The organism is Staphylococcus simulans, assembly GCF_025561465.1.
GTDB lineage: Bacteria > Bacillota > Bacilli > Staphylococcales > Staphylococcaceae > Staphylococcus > Staphylococcus simulans.
In genome coordinates this window covers 1398072-1416482 of the sequence record NZ_CP095100.1, presented here as the reverse complement: position 1 = coordinate 1416482, position 18411 = coordinate 1398072, and the positions used below count along the sequence as shown (strand labels likewise).

Here is an 18411-nt window from a genome sequence, read left to right as displayed (position 1 = left end):
CTTTGATAAAATTTTCTATTTTATTGTATCACAATTAGCGTTCCTGCTCACTTATTCAAGCTTAAAATCAATCGCTAGTTAATTCTACAATTTTAAGTAGTTGTTCAGCTAATAAATTTAAAGATTGAATTTCCATTCTTTCTTCAGTTGTATGGATATTTTGATATCCGATACCAATAATCACAGTTGGAATACCTAATGCGTTGATAATATTTCCATCAGAGCCGCCTCCGGCAACCACTGTATTTCCACTTAATCCTAAACTTTGTGCACTTTTTACTGCATATTGTGTCACTTTAGCATCTTCAGCTACTTTAAAACCTTGATAACTTTTACTTGTAAATACATCAGCACTGCAACCATAAGCTTCGGCAGTTTCCTCAAATACTTGTTTCATATGGTTGATTTGGGCTTCGATTTTGTTATTGTCATGTGATCTGGCTTCTGCATGTAATGTGACTTCGTCAGCGACTATATTCGTTGCTGAACCGCCAGTAAAACTACCGATATTGGCAGTTGTTTCATCATCGATTTTACCTAACTTCATTTTACTGACTGCTTTCGCCGCAATATTAATAGCACTTACACCTTTATCCGGTGTGCTGGCATGTGCTTTTTTACCATGAATTACTGCACTAAGTTTCATCTGTGTAGGTGCGCCCAATACAGTTGTTCCAATTGGTGCACTGGCATCTACTGCGTATCCAAATTGTGCATCTAATAATTCAGGATTAAGCGCCTTAGCACCTAGTAAACCAGACTCTTCACCTACTGTGATAACAAATTGAATTTGGCCATGTGGGATTTGATTTTCTTTTAATACTTGAATTAATTCAAGTAAAGCAGCAATCCCTGCTTTGTCATCTGCGCCTAGTACAGTTGTACCATCTGAATAGATATATCCATCATCTTTGATGATAGGTTTAATGCCAATACCAGGTGCAACTGTATCCATATGACTTGTAAAATAAATTTTTTGGGTTTTATTGTGATTTTCTGTTGCCGCAAGTGTACAGATTAAGTTGTTTGCACCTAAGTCGGGCTGTTTACCTGCATTATCTTCTTTTACTGTTAAACCTAAACTTTCAAATTTTTCTTTGAGAATTGGTTGAATGATTTCTTCATGACCTGTTTCTGAGTCGATTTGTACCAATTCTAAAAATGTTTCTAGTAAACGTTGTTCGTTAATCATGTTCTAACCCCTTCCTATACTATGTTTAGTGTATACGATTTATCTGCTTTGTAAAACATATATGTTCTAAAAAATAGGTTAAAATCATGATATAATAATTTGTAAGCGTCAAGTTGAAAACATAACCATATTGATTTAAAATAAAGTACTATATTTATAATTAAGAAGAAAGTTTATCTGGAGGAGAATAACGTGTTTAAAGGCAAAGTCTCAAAAGTTGTTATCATCGTTATGTTGGTAGCAGTAATCGTTGCACTGATATTATCAAGTTTAGCACCATTGATGCAGTAATAAAAAATGAGGATGATCTGTAAAAAAGATCACCCTCGTTTTTTTATATTTCATCGTATAATTTTAACGATCCAAAATGAGATTTAATTTGTAAATAACGTTCTAGTTCACTAACAATTTGTATTTCGTTTGCACGATTGATTAAGGCTTCTTTCGACTGAGGCAGAGATTGATCATAAAGATCAATATGTAAATCATAAAGTGAATACAGACGCATCGCAGTATAATCATTACTATTAACGTTCTTAGCTATTTCAGCAAACAAATTACCTAAACGGTGCATCATTTTATCTTCTGATTTTATATTCTTCAGTAGGTGTTCAATACGCTCTATTATTTCCAATTGTTCTTCTCTCATATCAAAATAATGATAATAAGAGTTTTCGTTACGAACAAAGTGATTTTTTACGTCTCTGAACGCATAAGATTTCGCTTTTTGGATTTCGAGTTCAATGTTTTTGAGTGGCACATCTACTGGATAATCTAAATCAAAACATGATTTACTGAATGCATTGAAAGTCTCAGTAAACTGTTTCTCTATTTTATGTTTATATTCTTTTAATTGTTTATCTAGACTTGGCATAATTAAGTTCATAATAAAAGCGATACCTAAGCCAACGATTAACAGTAAAACTTCATTGATAAATAAATGTAAATCAATAACTTTAGCATTAAAAACATGTAGCAATATAACGCAACTTGTAATAATACCTTCTTGTACCCCTAATACTACTGTTAAAGGTATAAAGAATAAGACGATTAAACCTAATACAATTGCATTTTGACCAAGCAAACTAAAAACGATAGATCCTAATATCAATATAAGAATACAGGATACAAAACGAGAAACAATTGCTTGTAGGGAATGTACTTTTGTATGTTTAATACATAAAACAACTAAAATGGCACTTGAAGAAAAATTATCTAAACCAATTAATTTGGCAATAATTATTCCAAGTGCCATTCCTACAGCAGTCTTTATCGTTCTAAATCCTATTTTATAGGGATTAAAACGCATCATCTGCTTTACCTCTTATCGTTCTTCACAATATTTTTCGAATAAATTTTGAAGCTGTGTAATAACATCCATAATGTCATGGCCTTCTATTTGATGACGTTCAATCATTTCAGCAATTTTACCATCTTTAACTAACGCAAATGATGGACTTGAAGGAGCATAACCTTCAAAATAATCTCTCGCTTGTTGTGTCGCTTCTTTATCTTGTCCTGCAAAGACTGAAACTAAGCGATCAGGTAGTTTATCATAATGTAATGAATGTTCAGCAGCTGGACGTGCAATACCTCCAGCACAACCGCAAACTGAGTTAACCATAACAAGTGTAGTACCGTCTTGTTTTAATACAGCATCTACTTCTTCAGGCGTTGTAAGTTGTTCATAACCTGCTTTTTCTATCTCGTTACGTGCTTGTTCTACAACATCGTTCATATATAAATCGAAATTTAAATCCATATCGAAATCACCTTTCAGTTCTTAATAACGTTCTATTTTATTCTACTAATTAATTTAGTAATCTTCAACAGGATTAACTTTAACATTAAGAACAGTTTAATAAATATGCGTATGTTCGATTGTAAATTGTTCTACTCTATTTTTGATTGTGTTCATGAAACGACCAGCTTGTAAGCCATCTAAAATACGATGATCAATCGAAATACATAAGTTCACCATATTACGAATTGCAATCATATCATCAATCACAACTGGTTTTTTTATAATGGATTCTACTTGTAAAATCGCAGCTTGTGGGTGGTTAATAATGCCCATCGAAGAGACAGAACCGAATGTTCCAGTATTATTTACAGTAAAAGTTCCACCCTGTAAATCAGCTTGTGTTAATTTATTTTGACGTGCTTTTTGAGCTAATTCATTAACTTCGCGTGCAATTCCCTTAATTGATTTTTCATCTGCATTGTGGATGACTGGTGTATATAATTTATCCTCTACAGCTACTGCAATTGAGATATTGATATCCTTATGAACTTTAATTTCAGAGCCTTGCCAACTACTGTTTAACATTGGAAACTCTTTTAATGCTTCTGCAACTGCTTTAACAAAGAATGCGAAGAATGTTAAATTATAACCTTCTTTTGCCTTAAATTGCTTTTTATGATGATTTCTAGTTTTCACTAAGTTTGTTGCATCAGCTTCTACCATCATCCATGCATGAGGAATTTCTGAAACACTTTGAACCATATGTTTAGCAATCGCTTTACGCACACCATTCACAGGAACAGAATCAGCTGGAACAGTTGATTGTTCTGTAGATGCAGAAGGTTGGATATTTTCTTTTTCAGCAGGTTTATTTTGAATTGGTGTTGACCCAGCTTGAGTTGAGACAGCTTCTGGGTGAGCAATTACATATTCAATATCTTTTTTTGTCACACGACCTTCAAAGCCTGTCCCTTTAACTTGTGATAAATCAATTTGATGTTCAGAAGCTAGTTTAAATACAACAGGTGAATATCTACCATTATTTAGTGGTTTATCAGAGGTAGCGCTCTTAAAATTTTGTTTAGATTCAGATTGGGATTCTGTTGATGTATTTTCATTTTCGGATTTTTCTGTAGTTGCTGTTGATTCTAGTTTTGAATCAGATTCTGAACTCTCATCTGATGAACCTTCAGCTTCAATTTCACAAATTGGTGTCCCGACACTAATAGTTTCCCCAGCTTCAACTAGGATTTTGGTAATTGTACCAGCTTCAGTAGACGGTACTTCCGCTGTTACTTTATCTGTAATAACCTCACAAATAGGCTCGTATTCTTCAATAGTATCGCCGACTTCTACTAACCATTGTTCAATTGTACCTTCATGTACACTTTCTCCGAGTTTCGGCATTTTGATTTCCATTTGATAAGCCTCCTATAATTTAGAAACGCGCAAGTTCTAACATTTTTGCTTTGATTTTATCTGGATTCATCATGAATTCATCCTCTAATGGTGGCGAGAATGGCATAGATGGCACGTCTGGACCAGCAAGACGCATGATTGGAGCATCTAAATCAAACAAGCAATTTTCAGCGATGATTGCTGATACTTCTGACATAATGCTGCCTTCCAAATTATCTTCAGTTACAAGTAAAATCTTACCTGTACGTTTTGCACGTTCAATAATCGTTTCTTTGTCTAATGGATAAACTGTACGTAAGTCGACAACTTCTACATCTATACCTTCTTCTGCTAAAACATCTGCAGCTTGTAAGCTGTAATTAACACATAAACCATAAGTAAAGACTGTAATATCATTGCCTTCACGTTTTACATCCGCTTTACCTAGTGGGACTGTATAATATTCTTCAGGTACTTCCTCTTTAAGTAACCGATACGCTTTTTTATGTTCGAAATAAAGTACAGGATCATTCGATTCAACTGAAGCTAATAGCAGACCTTTCGCATCATATGGTGTAGATGGAATAACGATTGTTAATCCAGGTGTAGATGCAAAAACACTTTCTATACTTTGAGAATGATATAAAGCGCCATGTATACCTCCACCAAAAGGTGCACGAATAGTGATTGGTGAACTCCAATCATTATTTGAACGGTAACGTATTTTTGCAGCTTCACTCATAATTTGGTTAGTCGCTGGTAAAATATATTCAGCAAATTGAATTTCAGCAATTGGGCGCTTACCTAACATAGATGCTCCGATAGCTGTACCAACGATATTTGATTCGGCTAATGGTGTATCGATGACACGTTCAATTCCGAATTTTTCTTGTAAGCCTTGAGTAACACCAAATACGCCACCTTTTTTACCGACGTCTTCTCCTAATACAAATACATCAGGGTCTTTTTCCATAGCCTGATAAATTGCTTGTTTGATAGCTGCTAAATAAGTGAGTTTAGCCATTATTCAAGCCCTCCTTCTTCGTAAACAAATGTATATGTTTCACTTGGATCTGGATAAGGAGAAGCTTCTGCTTCTTTTGTTGCTTTGTTGACGATTGATTTATTTTCTTTTTCAATTTCGTCGAACCAAGCTTGATCCGCAATGCCTAAATCCATCAGATGTGCTTTAAATTTAATATTGCAATCTTGAGATTTTAAGCCTTCTCTAATTTCAGGACTACGATATTGGTCATCATCATCAGAAGAATGTGCAGTCATTCTAGTACACATTGCTTCTAATAAAGTAGAACCCTCGCCACTTAATGCTCTTTCGCGTGCTTCATGCATAGCTTTATACATTGCAATTGGGTCATTTCCATCTACTCTTTCTCCGTGGATACCATATCCAAGCGCACGATCAGAAAGTTTTTCAGCAGCATATTGTAAGTGTGATGGGACTGAGATTGCATATTCATTGTTTTCAATCACACAAATAAATGGTAATTTTTGAACCCCAGCAAAGTTTAGTCCCTCATGGAAATCGCCTTGGTTAGATGTTCCTTCACCTAGTGTTGCCATAGCAATATTAGGTTTGCGATCCATTTTTAATGCTAAAGCTGCACCTACACCTTGTAATACTTGCGTGCCTACTGGTGAACTTTGTGATAAAATATCGACAGATTTTTTACTGTAATGTGAAGGCATTTGTTTACCTCCAGAGTTGATATCTCCTTTTTTACCAAAAGCTGACATCATTGTTTCAGCAGGTGTAATACCGAGATATGTGATTAATGCTAAATCACGATAATAAGGTGCTGAAACATCTCCTTTTTCCATCGCAAACGCCATACCGATTTGTGCTGCTTCTTGACCTTGGCAACTAATTACGAAAGGAATTTTGCCTGCACGGTTTAAGAGCCACATTCTTTCATCTAATTTGCGGCCAAGATCCATCCATTTATACATTTCTTTTAAATCATTTTCGGTCAGACCGGCAGATTTATAATCCATCATTTTCTATTTCCTCCTCATATTACGCATGAACAGAGCGTTTTGCTGCTTTAAGTCCAGCTTCCATTAGAACTTCTGAAAGTGAAGGATGTGCATGTGTTGTTAGTCCTAATTCAAGCGTAGATCCATTCATAAATTGTAGTAAAGCAACTTCGTTGATTAGTTCTGTTACATGTGGACCTATCATACTTAATCCTAATACAGAATCTGTTTCTTGGTCTACTACTACTTCACAAAAACCATCTTGTTGATTAGCATCTTCAATCACAGCTTTACCAATAGCTTTAAAAGGAACTTTAAAACTACGTGCTTTTTTATAATCTGCGGCTTTAGCTTGTTCTACATCCATGCCGATTGATGCGATTTCAGGATAAGTATAAACACATTTTGGAATTGCATTATAATCAACTGGAATTACTGAGTCTTCAAACATTGCTTCTACTGCAGTTGTCCCTTCTTTAGAACCAGCGTGTGCAAGTTGTAATTTACCGATGCAGTCTCCAGCTGCATAAATATGTTGTTCTTGGGTTTGTTGTTTGTTATTAACTTCAATAAAACCTTTTTCGTCTAAATTAATTTTTGTATTGTTTAAGCCGATATCCTCTGTATTTGGTTTGCGACCTACTGCTAATAAAATTTTATCTACTTGCAGTGTTTCATTTTCTAGTTTGATTTCAGCTGAATCATCACTAATTTGAATTTGGTCTTCAGATAATTGAACATTTTCACGAATCTGCACACCTCTATCATTCAGGTGTTTTTTTAATGTTTGTGTAACTGATTTATTTTCACTAGGTAAAATGCGTTCACCTGCTTCTATAACTGTTACATCAACACCAAAATCATTTAATAATGAAGCAAATTCCATACCAATAACACCGCCGCCAATAATAGCAATGGACTGAGGAAGCTCTGTCATTTTTAAAATGTCATTGCTTGAAAGTACAACTTGGTGATCAAATGATAAGAAAGGTAATTCCGCTGGTCTAGAACCTGTCGCGATCAGCACATAATCATTCGGAATAAGTTCAGATGTACCATCTTCGTATTCAACAGATATTGTACCTGGTTGAGGTGAAAAAATTGATGAACCCAGGATACGTCCAGTGCCGTTGTAGATATCGATATGGTTGTGCTGCATTAAGTGCTTAACGCCAGTATACATTTGTTTAACAATATCATTTTTTCGTTCATATACTTTATTATAATTCAAATTAAATTGTTCTGTTTCAATACCATATGCCGCAGCATGTTTAACTGTATGTAATACTTCAGCTGACTTTAACAAGGCTTTAGTCGGAATACATCCTTTATGCAGACATGTACCGCCGAGTAATTGATTTTCAACAATCGCGACTTTTTTGCCCAATTGAGATGCGCGGATGCCTGCGACATAACCTGCAGTGCCACCACCTAGAATAACTAAATCATATTGTTCTTCTGCCATGATTGATCTCCTAACTATATATTTTTACTTCTTCGCGTAAATTAACTGCTTCATAAACTTGATTTGCAAGAGCTTCCATCTCTAACTCGCCTGGATATACACTAACAGGAGCAATCCATTCTACATATTCTTGAATTTTATCCGTGATGAGTTGACTGTGTGCAATTCCGCCTGTTAAAAGAATTTGATCGATATCGCCTTTAAAAATAACAGCCCTTTCGCCAATTGTCTTCGCAATTTGATAAATCATTGCATCTAAAATTAAATGAGTTGTTTTATTTACGCTATATTCATTCACTAACTGTTTCATGTTATTAGTAGAACATAAATTAACGAGTCCTGCTTTCTTGCTAATAAAGTGTTGAAGTGCTTCAGGTGAATACCCACGCTCAACTCCAAATTGATAAAGCATATCATTCGGAATTGTGCCAGCACGTTCCGGACTCATTGGACCTTCGCCGTATAAGCCTTCATTCACATCCACAACTTTACCTTGTAAATGCGCACCTACTGTAATACCTCCACCCATATGAACCACAATAACATTGACTTTGTTATAAGGCTTTTGAATGGACTTTGCATATTGACGTGCAACTGCCTTTTGATTTAAAGCATGAAAAACACTTCTACGCTTAATATCCTTTATACCTGTTATCCTTGCGATATCAATTAATTCATCAACAACTACAGGATCAACAATAAATACAGGTATATTTAGTATTTCTCCTAATTTATACCCTATAATCCCACTTAAATTGGAAGCATGTACACCATATTTGAAAGATCTTAAGTCTTCATACATTTTAGAATTCACTGTATATGTACCGCCAGCTATGGGTTTAAGTAGACCGCCTCTACAAGCTATCGCATCGATACTTTGCATCCCTGGAGTCTTTTCTTTTATAAATGATTTTATGGAATCAATTCGATATGATTCTTGATCAAGTAAAGGCTTTTGTGAGATGTTCAAATCATGATGAATCGTTTCCATTGAAACACAATTTTCATCTTGATAAAAGCCTATTTTTGAAGAGGTACTACCTAAATTTATGACTAAAATATTGGTCATATATTTCACCTGCTTTATATTGCATTCATGATGCAGTATTCATGTTTTCTCAAAACTACCCTTTATATTTTACCTTAATCTAGTATTCAATTAAAAGTAATCCCCTATAAAAGTAATGACTTGTTACCCTCAAATAGTTATTTTGCAGTTTAAATCTCTAAAAACAAAATAAAAATACGACTTTCACTGACAAATGAAAATCGTACTTTTAATTCATTAGCCTTAAACGTTATAGAAACCTGAATATCACATAATAGATTTGTATGTCATGATTTAATTTTGATACAAAAGATTAGTTATGACGAAAACCTAATATGAGTCTGAAAATGATGGATAACATAACTATGGCTATTCCAACAATTGAGAAATTGAATAGATTAGTAGGTTTCATTATAGAAGAAAACACCCAAGTTCCTAACGGCATAAATAGTATTGCAACTGAAAATATAATCCCAAAAACTCTTCCTAAATATATGTCTTCAATATTTCTTTGAGTATATGAAAAAATTTGTATGTTAAACATTGTTAAAAATAAATTGAAAATTAATGGTATGAGTAGAATCACAAAATAGTTATGTAGTAATAAGTATACAATTGGGCAAACACTTAATGAGGTTCCTGAAATTCCTAATAAAGTCATCAATTTCTGAATTGGTAGATCTTTTTTGATATTCTTATTATTTATGCGCCAATTATTTCACCAATAGCTTCAGCAGTTAAAAATGAACCATATAAACCTATTGCTATATCAGGAAATATTTGATTACTAAATGGCAGTAGTAAGTTATAAGCTGCAAGAAAAAGTTTACAAGTACAGAAAGTACAACTATCAAAAAAATCTCTTCATGGTGCAATAAATATTTAAAACCTGAAATTAAATCGTTAAAAGGATTTATTTGAAATATCTTTGCTTTTAAGAAAAATCGTACTATATTCTGAGGAATTGATACTATTATTCATGAAAATAGGAACAGAAATGAATTTACTCATCCTGTTCCTATTTAGTAAAAAGTTAGATTTCAATGGAATTTTTCATATGTCTATTTTAATGTATGCAGTGCCAAAATAGCTGAATTAACTTTGTTTTGTATAGAATCTGCTCGAGACGTTAAAACAATCGGGAATTTCGATCCTAAAATTAAATTAGCCGTTTGGGCATTTGCAAAATAAGTTAATGATTTATAGAGTGTGTTGCCGACATCAAGATGTGGAACAATCAACGCGTCAACATCACCAGCGATTTCAGATTCAATACCCTTTTCAATTGCACTTTCTTTATCAATCGCGTTATCAAAGGCGAATGGTCCTTCAACCTTTAAAAAATTATGTTGTTTAAAGTGTGCGGCAATTTCTGCAGCATCTACTGATGAAGGAATTTTGGTTGTGGGATGCTCTAATGATGATAATAATCCCACATTTAAACATTTATAACCAATATTCTTCGCAAAGCTTTCAATATTTTCAATCATATGAATACGATCATCTATGCTAGGCTTTACATTTAAAGCAACATCACTAATGATTAACATTTTGTGATATGAAGGAATATCGAAACATGATACATGATTTAAGAAACGTCGTTCATCCATAAATGACTTATGTTTTAGTACAAAAGATAAGATTTCTGATGATGGTAAGTTACCCTTCATTAAAACATGAGTTTGTTCTGAGTTTAAATCATCTGCACACTTCTTAAAGACATCCTCACGCTCGTGAAATGTTCGTAAGTGTATACGACTTAATAAGTCCCCTTCTATATTAAAAGAACGTATTAATTCAGTTGGATCTTTAGTACCGTAGAGCGTAACATGGCATTTTGTTTGTTTAAGCAATTGTACAATCGCAGCTATTGTTTTCTCGTCATTCGCAAATAAAACACCAATGTTACCTTGTAACTCTTTAGTATTAGAGATCAATGTTTCGAATTCCATAGTTAATCTCCCCTCATTTCAAATAGATTACAGCGCATGATTTTGCTCTATCATTTCTTTAGCATTTTCTCTTGTCAATTTCGTCACATTAGCACCAGAAATCATTCGTGCAACTTCATCTATACGATTTTCTCCAATTAATTCTTCAACATGTGTTGTTGTTCTATCATCTTGTGATGCTTTGCTGATTAGTAAGTGATGATCACTCATAGATGCTACTTGTGGTAAGTGTGAGATACATATAACTTGAATATATTCAGAAATTGCACGCATTTTTTCAGCCATTTTTTGAGCTGCAATACCAGAAACACCAGAATCAACTTCATCAAATAGTATAGCAGTTTGACCTCTAGATTTAACAAAAATACTTTTTAAAGCTAACATGATACGAGATAATTCTCCGCCCGAAGCAATTTTAGCCAAACTTTTAAGTGGTTCCCCTTTGTTAGGGCTGATTAATATTTCTATTTTTTCTATACCCTCTGCATTCGGTTCATCTAAAGGTTTGAATGAGATTTCGAGATTGGCATCTTTCATTTGTAAATTTTGAATTTCTTCTACAATATGATCTCTTAGTTCACGCGCCACTTTTCTTCTTTCTTTTGAAAGCATTTGACCTTCTTTATTTAATTGTTTTTGTAACTGAATAATCTCTTCTTTTAAGTTTGCTGTACTTTGCTCATAATTTTCTATTTTGTTAATCTCATCATCTAGTTTAGCTTGATACTGAATTAAACTAGAAATATCTTTACCGTATTTTCTTTTAAGATTATTTAGTAAATTCATACGAGATTCTAGTTCATTTAAATACTGTTCATCAAATTCTGTATTTGATAATTCATCATACAACTCATGCTTAGCATCCTCTAACGTATAGTAAAATTGGTCGACTTGCTCTTTAAGTTCGGTGAACTTTTTAGGAATAATTTCATCAATGTTCGCAAGTTGCAGACTCAATTCATATAAACGATCCGGGATAGCTTGTTCATCTGTTAAAGTTGCATGTGCAGCATTTAAAGCCAAACTTAAATTTTCAGAATTCTGAATGCGTTTAATATCAGCTTCAAGTTGTTCAACTTCGCCTTCTTGTAAATTGGCTTCAGATAGTTCATCAGCTTGGAACTTCATTAGATCTAACCTTTGTAATAAAGCTTGATCAGCAGATTCCAACTCATCGAGTTCACGTGTTTTATCTTTAAAAGTTTGATACGTATTTTGATATTGTTTTAAAATATCATCATATTTGCCATCTGAATATGAATCAATCAGTTGAAGATGGTACTTTTGTTTTAACAGTGATTGTGTCTCGTGTTGACCATGGATATCAAGTAATTCTTGCATAATTAAACGTAAATCATGCAATGTTACTGTTTGGTTATTTACTTTGCACAAACTTTTACCTGAACTGAAGATCTCCCTTTTAACGATTAAGAAATCTTCATCAGCATCAACTTCTAATTCGTTCAAGGTTCTAATCACTTCGGGATTATTATCAATATCAAAGATACCTTCTATGGTTGCTTTTTTTTCGCCATGACGAACAAAATCTGAAGATGCACGCATGCCTATAAGTTGTCCAATAGCATCGATGATTATAGATTTCCCTGAACCTGTTTCACCGCTTAATACGGTTAATCCGTTTCCAAAGTTAATTTCTAATTCATCAATGATAGCAAACTGTTTAATTGTTAGTGTTTGTAACATGGCTTATCGCTTCCTTATAACAAATTAAAAATACGTGTTTTGATAGCATTTGCAGCATCCTCATCGTGACAAATGAGTAAGCAAGTATCATCACCACAAATAGTGCCGAGTACTTCATCCCAATCGATTTGGTCTAAGATAGCACCGATTGATTGAGCATTACCTGGAAGTGTTTTTAATACTAATAAATTACCTGTACCCTCAATATTTACAAAGGAATCCATTAAATAACGTCCAAGTTTCTCTAACGGATGGTATTTTCTATCATTTGGCAAACTATAAATATATTGACCTGTCGGTGCAGGTACTTTGATTAACTGTAATTCTTTAATATCTCGTGAAACCGTTGCTTGTGTCACATTCAGATCAAATGAATTTAAACGTTTTACTAATTCATCTTGAGTTTCAACCTGCTCAGTGGATATGATTTCTCTAATTTTTATGTGTCTTACTGATTTTTTAGCCACTTTTCTTACACCTCAAATTACGAATATTTATACATTCATAGTATCACATGTTCAAACAAAATGCTTTTATTTTCTTCTTATATCGCTTATTAATATCCAACAATAGTGCATATTTATAAAAGTTCATAAATAGAAATAAGCTAAGTCTAAATTGAATATTAGGACTCAGCTTATAATTTTAGTGATCACGTTTATAGAACAACTGTGTCAGACTTTCAAGCTCAGTTGTATCATATTGTTTATCAGATAATTGTTTCAAACATTGGTTCGCTTGCTCAACGTGATATTGAAGTCGTTGTTCTGTTTTTTCTAGACCAAGTAAAGTCACATAAGTGCTTTTATGATTTTTCTCATCGCTGCCAACAGGCTTACCTAATTTTTCAGCATCTCCATAGACATCGAGTAAATCATCTTTAATTTGGAAAATTAAACCTAAATGTTCACTATACTTATCAAGAATCTCGGATACTTCAGTATCAACTTTTGCGATTGTTGCTGCGGCATTGATTGCGAAAGACAGTAAAGCACCGGTTTTTTCACGATGGATTTGTTGTAAAGTCTCTAAAGATATTTTTTTATTTTCACTTTCCATATCTAATGTTTGTCCGCCAATCATACCTAAATGACCACTCGCATCAGAAAGTTGGGATGTTAAAGCTACTTTAGTTTCAGCATCAATTGCATTATCTGTGCTTATTAAGTTAAAAGCTTTTGTTAATAACGCATCCCCAGCTAATAATGCTTTCCACTCACCGTATACTTTATGATTTGTTAATTTGCCTCTACGATAATCGTCATCATCCATAGCAGGCAAATCATCATGTATGAGCGAGTATGTGTGCACCATTTCTAACGCTAATGCGGTACGAATACCCTTAGTGTAAGTATGGTTTTTAGACAGCATTTTTAAAGTTTCTAATAATAGGACTGGTCGTATACGTTTTCCTCCAGCTTCAAGAGAATAACGCATACTTTCTTCTAAATTAGTGCCGAGAGCTGAATCAGGAATTGTTTCTAGTAATTGTTGGTTGATTAGTTCAATCATTTTATTCATTTTCATTCTCAGCTGATGTCTCAGCTTGTTCTCCATCATTAGATTTCATGAGTTCATTTACTTTCTTTTCAGCATTTTTCAATGTTTCATCACAAGATGCTGAAAGCTTCATTCCTCTTTGATATAAGTCTAATGCTTCTTCCAAAGAAACTGTTTCATTATCTAATTTTTTTACGATGTTTTCTAACTCTTCCATCATATTTTCGAAACTTTGCTCATTACTCATCTTTATTGCACCTAACTTTCTTAACTATTGCATCAACTTCGCCATCTTTCATGGTTAAACTGATGTGGTCATTAGTTTTTAATGATTGCGTACTTGTAATAACTTGTTCATCTTTATTGACAATCGTGTAACCGCGCAACATTGTATTGGTTGGACTTAAATTATTTAAATTTTCTAATCGCTGTGTCAACATCGTTTTAGCATTACTCAAAATATTATTTATTGATTTGTTTAATACCTTATCAAGTTGAGATTTGTTTAAAATAGCTTGTTGCGTATGTTGTTTTAAATCTCTAACGTTTATGCGACTGTTTAGCAAATCAATACGTTGTCGTAAATGAGTCAAATGATTAGTCATCGCAAGACTTAGTTGTTTTTCTAATTCATCTCGTCGTTGGATTTGTTGATCATACAACAACGATGGCTGTTTAAATTTATAATAAGAAGCTACATGTTCTAAATGTTTTTTCTTATTATTAATTAATTGGACGATGTGTCTGGATAGACTTAACTCTATTTGTTTGATGTATTGTGTCAGCTCAACTTGATCAGGTGTTGCAATGACAGCAGCTTGAGTTGGTGTAGCAGCCCTTACATCAGCTACAAAATCGCTTAATGTGAAATCTGTTTCGTGACCTACTGCTGAGATAACAGGAGTTTGTGTATTAAAGATTGCTCGTACTACATCTTCTTCATTGAAATTCCATAAATCCTCAATAGATCCTCCACCACGTCCTAAAATGATGACATCTGCACCAAGAGTATCAGCATATTGTAATTTTTCTACAATATCATTTTTAGCTTGTTCACCTTGAACTAATGTACTAATTTGAATTTGTTCTACTAATGGAAATCGACTGTTTATTGTAGAGTGAATATCTCGTATTGCCGCACCTGTACTCGCGGTAAGCACTGCAATTTTTTTAGGGAACTTAGGTATCGGCTTTTTGTGGCTCATATCAAATAAACCTTGCTTAGTTAAGGCCTTTTTAAGTTCTTCTAGACGTTGATATAAGTTGCCAATTCCATCTAAATGCATTTTATTTACATAAATTTGATAATTCCCACGTCTTTCGTAAACACTCACGCGTGCTTCTATTAAAACTTCATCACCTTCTTTGGGTGTGAAATCTAGTTTATTAGCTTGTGCTTTAAACATCATAGCGTTTACGACGCTATTATTATCTTTTAAATTAAAATATAAGTGACCGCTACTATGACGTTTAAAGTTAGATAATTCACCTTTTAATAAAACCGATTGCAGATGCGGATCTTGGTCGAATTTATATTTGATATATTTAGTTAAGGCTGTAACGCTTAAATAATCGGACATACTTATCACTCTATCCTATTGATTTAAATTACTTAATACACCGTTGATAAAACGATAATGGTCTTCGTCACTAAATTGCTTAGCAAGTTCAACAGCTTCGTTAATAACCACTTTTGGTGGTGTATCACTATGCTCTAGTTCAAAAGCTGCAATTCTTAAAATGATACGGTCTGATTTCAATAAACGAGAGATTTTCCAATCTTTTAAATTCTCTTGGATTTTTTGATCGAGTACAGGTTCATGATCTTTTACGCCTGATACTAACCAATGAATAAAATCGAATTCTAAATCTGGGTAATCATCTTTAATAAAATTAATGGCTTCATCTATAGATAAATCTGTATTCTTCATTTCAAGTTGAAACAGTGCTTGAAATGCTTGGCTTCTTGATTCTTTACGACTCATTGAGCGTGCTCCTTTGTTACTTATTTCTTGTTATTTTCAACTTCAATATGCGTAATATGAACGTTGACTTGTTTAGGAACTATAGTTGTCATATTGCTGAGGGAATTGAAAATTGTTTGTTGAATTTTCAATGCTGTTTGAGAGATGTTGATACCATACTTAAACTCACAGAATACATCTATATAAATTCCATCTTCTTTTGTTTCAAGTTTAATACCTTTAGTTAAATTTTTACGATTCAACTTTTCAGGTGAAGCATTTTTGATTTCAGCAAAGTGTCCAGTTAATCCATCTATTTCAGATGTTGCAATACTTGCAATTGAGATTAGTACTTCTGGAGAAATTTCTACTCTGCCTAAATGTGCATGTGTATCTTCGGATACTTTAACCATGTGAATGCCTCCTTCTTAATCTTCTTTCATAATATCATTTTGCTCTAAGAATTTAGTGCTATATTGTCCACTATTGAAAATTTCGTTTTCTAATAAACGAATATGGAATGGTATTGTAGTGTCTATGCCTAATACTAAGAACTCGCTTAAAGCACGTAGACCTGCCATAATTGTTTCTTCACGTGTAGGTTCATGCACAATTAATTTAGCAACCATAGAATCGTAATAAGGTGGAATAGTATAGTTTGTGTAACAAGCTGATTCTATTCTTACTCCGTAACCGCCTGGTGCTAAATATTGTGTGATTTTACCTGGTGATGGCATAAAGTTTTTATAAGGGTTTTCAGCGTTAATACGAAATTCCATTGCATGACCATTGATTTTAATATCATCTTGAGTGAAAGGCAATGGCTCACCCATAGCAACTAATAATTGTAATTTGACTAAATCAATCCCGGTTACCATTTCTGTAACAGGGTGTTCAACTTGAATCCTAGTATTCATCTCCATGAAGTAATATTCATCAGTATCTAAGTCATAAATATATTCAATTGTACCTGCATTTTCATAGTTTACTGCTTTAGCAGCTCTGATAGATGCTTGACCCATTTCATGTCTTTTTTCAGGAGTTAATATAGGTGACGGTGCTTCTTCGACAAGTTTTTGCATTCTTCGTTGAATTGTACAGTCACGTTCTCCTAACTGAATCACATTACCAAACTGGTCACCAATAATTTGGAATTCGATATGACGGAAATTCTCAATGAATTTTTCAAGATAAAGTCCGCCATTACCAAAGGCAGTTTCTGCTTCTTGTTGTGTCATTTTGTAACCATTTTCTAATTCTTTTTCATCTCTAGCTACACGAATACCTTTACCACCACCGCCTGCAGTAGCTTTAATGATAACGGGATAACCGATTTCTTCCGCTGTTTTTTTAGCGTCTTCGATTGAATCTACTAGTCCGTCACTACCTGGAACAACTGGTACGTTTGCGTTAATCATTTCATCTTTGGCTACGTCTTTGATCCCCATCTTTTGAATAGATTCGTAACTTGGACCAACAAACTTAAGTTGACACGCTTCGCATAATTCTGCAAAATCCCCATTTTCTGCTAAGAATCCATACCCAGGATGAACTGCATCGCATCCAGTAGAAGTAGCAATAGATAAGATATTTGGAATGTTTAAATATGAATCTTTAGATTGTGTAGGACCCACACAGTACGCTTCATCAGCAATTTGAGTATGTAGTGCTTCTTTATCCCCTTCAGAATAAATTGCAACTGTGTGTAACCCTAAGTCTTTACACGCTCTGATGATTCTAACGGCAATTTCACCGCGATTGGCAATTAAAACTTTTTTCATAATTATTTCACCTTAAATAACGGTTGGCCATACTCTACCATTTGTCCGTCTTCAACTAAGATTTCAGTAATTTCCCCAGAAACTTCTGCTTGAATCTCATTAAATAACTTCATAGCTTCTAAAATACATACTGTTGAATCGTTTGATACAGTATCCCCAACTTTTACATAAGCTTCTTCTTCTGGTGACGGTGATTTATAGAATGTTCCCACCATTGGTGCGTTAATTGTTTTCCCCTGATCAGCTTCTGAATTTGCAGCAGAAGAAGCTTCGCTGACAGCTGAATCATTTTGAACAGGTGCTGGCGCAGCTGCTTGTGCAGGGAAAGCTTGTTGAGAAATTTGTGGTGTAATGATTTCTCTTTCTTTTTCTTTCTTTAAATTAATGATACTTCCCTTGTTATCTTCTATATTAATTTCAGTAAGATTTGAATTATCTAGTATTTCAATTAATTCCTTGATTTCTTTAAAATTCATAGTACTGCTCCTTCAGATTGTTTTTACTCTTCTTGTATATTTTACTTGACTGAAATTATCAATTCAAGCATATCACTGTAACTTTAAACTTTCTCATAGTGTAATTTAACGATAATAAAATAAAAGAACCCCTTTCATTCATCGAATCCATCAGCATAAAATTGCTGATAATCATTAATGGATAGGATGTCA

General features: G+C 33.7%; 18 protein-coding genes. All 18 read right to left on the bottom strand.

Annotation, left to right across the window (positions count from 1 at the left end):
- Nucleotides 1-67 precede the first annotated feature (67 nt).
- A complete protein-coding gene (locus MUA87_RS06625) occupies nt 68-1192 on the bottom strand; it encodes a M20/M25/M40 family metallo-hydrolase (RefSeq protein WP_262550324.1) in 1125 nt (374 codons plus the stop codon).
- Nucleotides 1193-1526: 334 nt separating this feature from the next.
- The gene (locus MUA87_RS06620; protein ID WP_057510485.1) at nt 1527-2504 is read right to left on the bottom strand and encodes an aromatic acid exporter family protein; all 978 of its coding nucleotides are present in this window, start codon (nt 2502-2504) and stop codon (nt 1527-1529) included.
- A gap of 12 nt (nt 2505-2516) precedes the next feature.
- Entirely contained in the window at nt 2517-2954 is a 438-nt protein-coding gene (brxB, locus tag MUA87_RS06615; RefSeq protein ID WP_002481008.1) for a bacilliredoxin BrxB, read from the bottom strand.
- Nucleotides 2955-3050: 96 nt separating this feature from the next.
- Nucleotides 3051-4355 carry a dihydrolipoamide acetyltransferase family protein gene (locus MUA87_RS06610; RefSeq protein WP_107540536.1) on the bottom strand — a complete coding sequence of 435 codons (1305 nt, stop codon included), beginning with the start codon at nt 4353-4355 and terminating at the stop codon, nt 3051-3053.
- Nucleotides 4356-4374: 19 nt separating this feature from the next.
- Entirely contained in the window at nt 4375-5358 is a 984-nt protein-coding gene (locus tag MUA87_RS06605; RefSeq protein WP_156666980.1) for an alpha-ketoacid dehydrogenase subunit beta, read from the bottom strand.
- Complete coding sequence (locus MUA87_RS06600) at nt 5358-6350, bottom strand: thiamine pyrophosphate-dependent dehydrogenase E1 component subunit alpha (protein WP_002481011.1); 993 nt, start codon at nt 6348-6350, stop codon at nt 5358-5360. The genes MUA87_RS06605 and MUA87_RS06600 overlap by 1 nt, the downstream gene beginning before the upstream one ends.
- 19 nt (nt 6351-6369) lie before the next feature.
- The gene (lpdA, locus tag MUA87_RS06595; RefSeq protein ID WP_216733620.1) at nt 6370-7794 is read right to left on the bottom strand and encodes a dihydrolipoyl dehydrogenase; all 1425 of its coding nucleotides are present in this window, start codon (nt 7792-7794) and stop codon (nt 6370-6372) included.
- 10 nt (nt 7795-7804) lie between these two features.
- Nucleotides 7805-8863: a butyrate kinase gene (gene buk, locus MUA87_RS06590; protein WP_057510481.1), complete on the bottom strand. Its 1059-nt coding sequence runs from the start codon at nt 8861-8863 to the stop codon at nt 7805-7807.
- A 1040-nt stretch (nt 8864-9903) separates the two neighbouring features.
- Nucleotides 9904-10794 (bottom strand): phosphate acyltransferase, encoded by an 891-nt coding sequence (locus tag MUA87_RS06585; RefSeq protein WP_262550319.1) that lies wholly within the window; start codon nt 10792-10794, stop codon nt 9904-9906.
- A gap of 27 nt (nt 10795-10821) precedes the next feature.
- Entirely contained in the window at nt 10822-12498 is a 1677-nt protein-coding gene (gene recN / locus MUA87_RS06580; RefSeq protein ID WP_156666978.1) for a DNA repair protein RecN, read from the bottom strand.
- Between the two features lie 14 nt (nt 12499-12512).
- Entirely contained in the window at nt 12513-12965 is a 453-nt protein-coding gene (ahrC, locus tag MUA87_RS06575; protein WP_002481017.1) for a transcriptional regulator AhrC/ArgR, read from the bottom strand.
- Between the two features lie 178 nt (nt 12966-13143).
- The gene (locus tag MUA87_RS06570) at nt 13144-14019 is read right to left on the bottom strand and encodes a polyprenyl synthetase family protein (protein WP_031262522.1); all 876 of its coding nucleotides are present in this window, start codon (nt 14017-14019) and stop codon (nt 13144-13146) included.
- Entirely contained in the window at nt 14012-14245 is a 234-nt protein-coding gene (locus MUA87_RS06565; RefSeq protein ID WP_002481019.1) for an exodeoxyribonuclease VII small subunit, read from the bottom strand. The genes MUA87_RS06570 and MUA87_RS06565 overlap by 8 nt, the downstream gene beginning before the upstream one ends.
- Nucleotides 14238-15578 carry an exodeoxyribonuclease VII large subunit gene (gene xseA, locus MUA87_RS06560; protein ID WP_002481020.1) on the bottom strand — a complete coding sequence of 447 codons (1341 nt, stop codon included), beginning with the start codon at nt 15576-15578 and terminating at the stop codon, nt 14238-14240. Before xseA ends, MUA87_RS06565 begins: the two co-directional genes overlap by 8 nt.
- Before the next feature lie 15 nt (nt 15579-15593).
- A complete protein-coding gene (gene nusB, locus MUA87_RS06555; RefSeq protein WP_002481021.1) occupies nt 15594-15983 on the bottom strand; it encodes a transcription antitermination factor NusB in 390 nt (129 codons plus the stop codon).
- 20 nt (nt 15984-16003) lie between these two features.
- Complete coding sequence (locus tag MUA87_RS06550; protein ID WP_023015159.1) at nt 16004-16375, bottom strand: Asp23/Gls24 family envelope stress response protein; 372 nt, start codon at nt 16373-16375, stop codon at nt 16004-16006.
- A 15-nt stretch (nt 16376-16390) separates the two neighbouring features.
- Nucleotides 16391-17743, bottom strand: a complete 1353-nt coding sequence (accC, locus tag MUA87_RS06545) for an acetyl-CoA carboxylase biotin carboxylase subunit (RefSeq protein WP_002481023.1) — start codon at nt 17741-17743, stop codon at nt 16391-16393.
- A 2-nt stretch (nt 17744-17745) separates the two neighbouring features.
- A complete protein-coding gene (gene accB, locus MUA87_RS06540) occupies nt 17746-18219 on the bottom strand; it encodes an acetyl-CoA carboxylase biotin carboxyl carrier protein (protein ID WP_002481024.1) in 474 nt (157 codons plus the stop codon).
- Nucleotides 18220-18411: the final 192 nt, after the last annotated feature.

Bases quoted from the DNA above. Each gene is read 5' to 3' on its own strand.
- buk (WP_057510481.1), bottom strand. From the start codon at position 8,863: ATGACCAATATTTTAGTCATAAATTTAGGTAGTACCTCTTCAAAAATA.
- recN (WP_156666978.1), bottom strand. From the start codon at position 12,498: ATGTTACAAACACTAACAATTAAACAGTTTGCTATCATTGATGAATTA.
- MUA87_RS06550 (WP_023015159.1), bottom strand. From the start codon at position 16,375: ATGGTTAAAGTATCCGAAGATACACATGCACATTTAGGCAGAGTAGAA.
- MUA87_RS06585 (WP_262550319.1), bottom strand. From the start codon at position 10,794: ATGGAATTCGAAACATTGATCTCTAATACTAAAGAGTTACAAGGTAAC.
- accC (WP_002481023.1), bottom strand. From the start codon at position 17,743: ATGAAAAAAGTTTTAATTGCCAATCGCGGTGAAATTGCCGTTAGAATC.
- nusB (WP_002481021.1), bottom strand. From the start codon at position 15,983: ATGAGTCGTAAAGAATCAAGAAGCCAAGCATTTCAAGCACTGTTTCAA.
- lpdA (WP_216733620.1), bottom strand. From the start codon at position 7,794: ATGGCAGAAGAACAATATGATTTAGTTATTCTAGGTGGTGGCACTGCA.
- MUA87_RS06565 (WP_002481019.1), bottom strand. From the start codon at position 14,245: ATGAGTAATGAGCAAAGTTTCGAAAATATGATGGAAGAGTTAGAAAAC.
- MUA87_RS06605 (WP_156666980.1), bottom strand. From the start codon at position 5,358: ATGGCTAAACTCACTTATTTAGCAGCTATCAAACAAGCAATTTATCAG.
- brxB (WP_002481008.1), bottom strand. From the start codon at position 2,954: ATGGATTTAAATTTCGATTTATATATGAACGATGTTGTAGAACAAGCA.
- MUA87_RS06600 (WP_002481011.1), bottom strand. From the start codon at position 6,350: ATGATGGATTATAAATCTGCCGGTCTGACCGAAAATGATTTAAAAGAA.
- accB (WP_002481024.1), bottom strand. From the start codon at position 18,219: ATGAATTTTAAAGAAATCAAGGAATTAATTGAAATACTAGATAATTCA.
- MUA87_RS06620 (WP_057510485.1), bottom strand. From the start codon at position 2,504: ATGATGCGTTTTAATCCCTATAAAATAGGATTTAGAACGATAAAGACT.
- xseA (WP_002481020.1), bottom strand. From the start codon at position 15,578: ATGTCCGATTATTTAAGCGTTACAGCCTTAACTAAATATATCAAATAT.
- MUA87_RS06570 (WP_031262522.1), bottom strand. From the start codon at position 14,019: ATGAATAAAATGATTGAACTAATCAACCAACAATTACTAGAAACAATT.
- MUA87_RS06625 (WP_262550324.1), bottom strand. From the start codon at position 1,192: ATGATTAACGAACAACGTTTACTAGAAACATTTTTAGAATTGGTACAA.
- MUA87_RS06610 (WP_107540536.1), bottom strand. From the start codon at position 4,355: ATGGAAATCAAAATGCCGAAACTCGGAGAAAGTGTACATGAAGGTACA.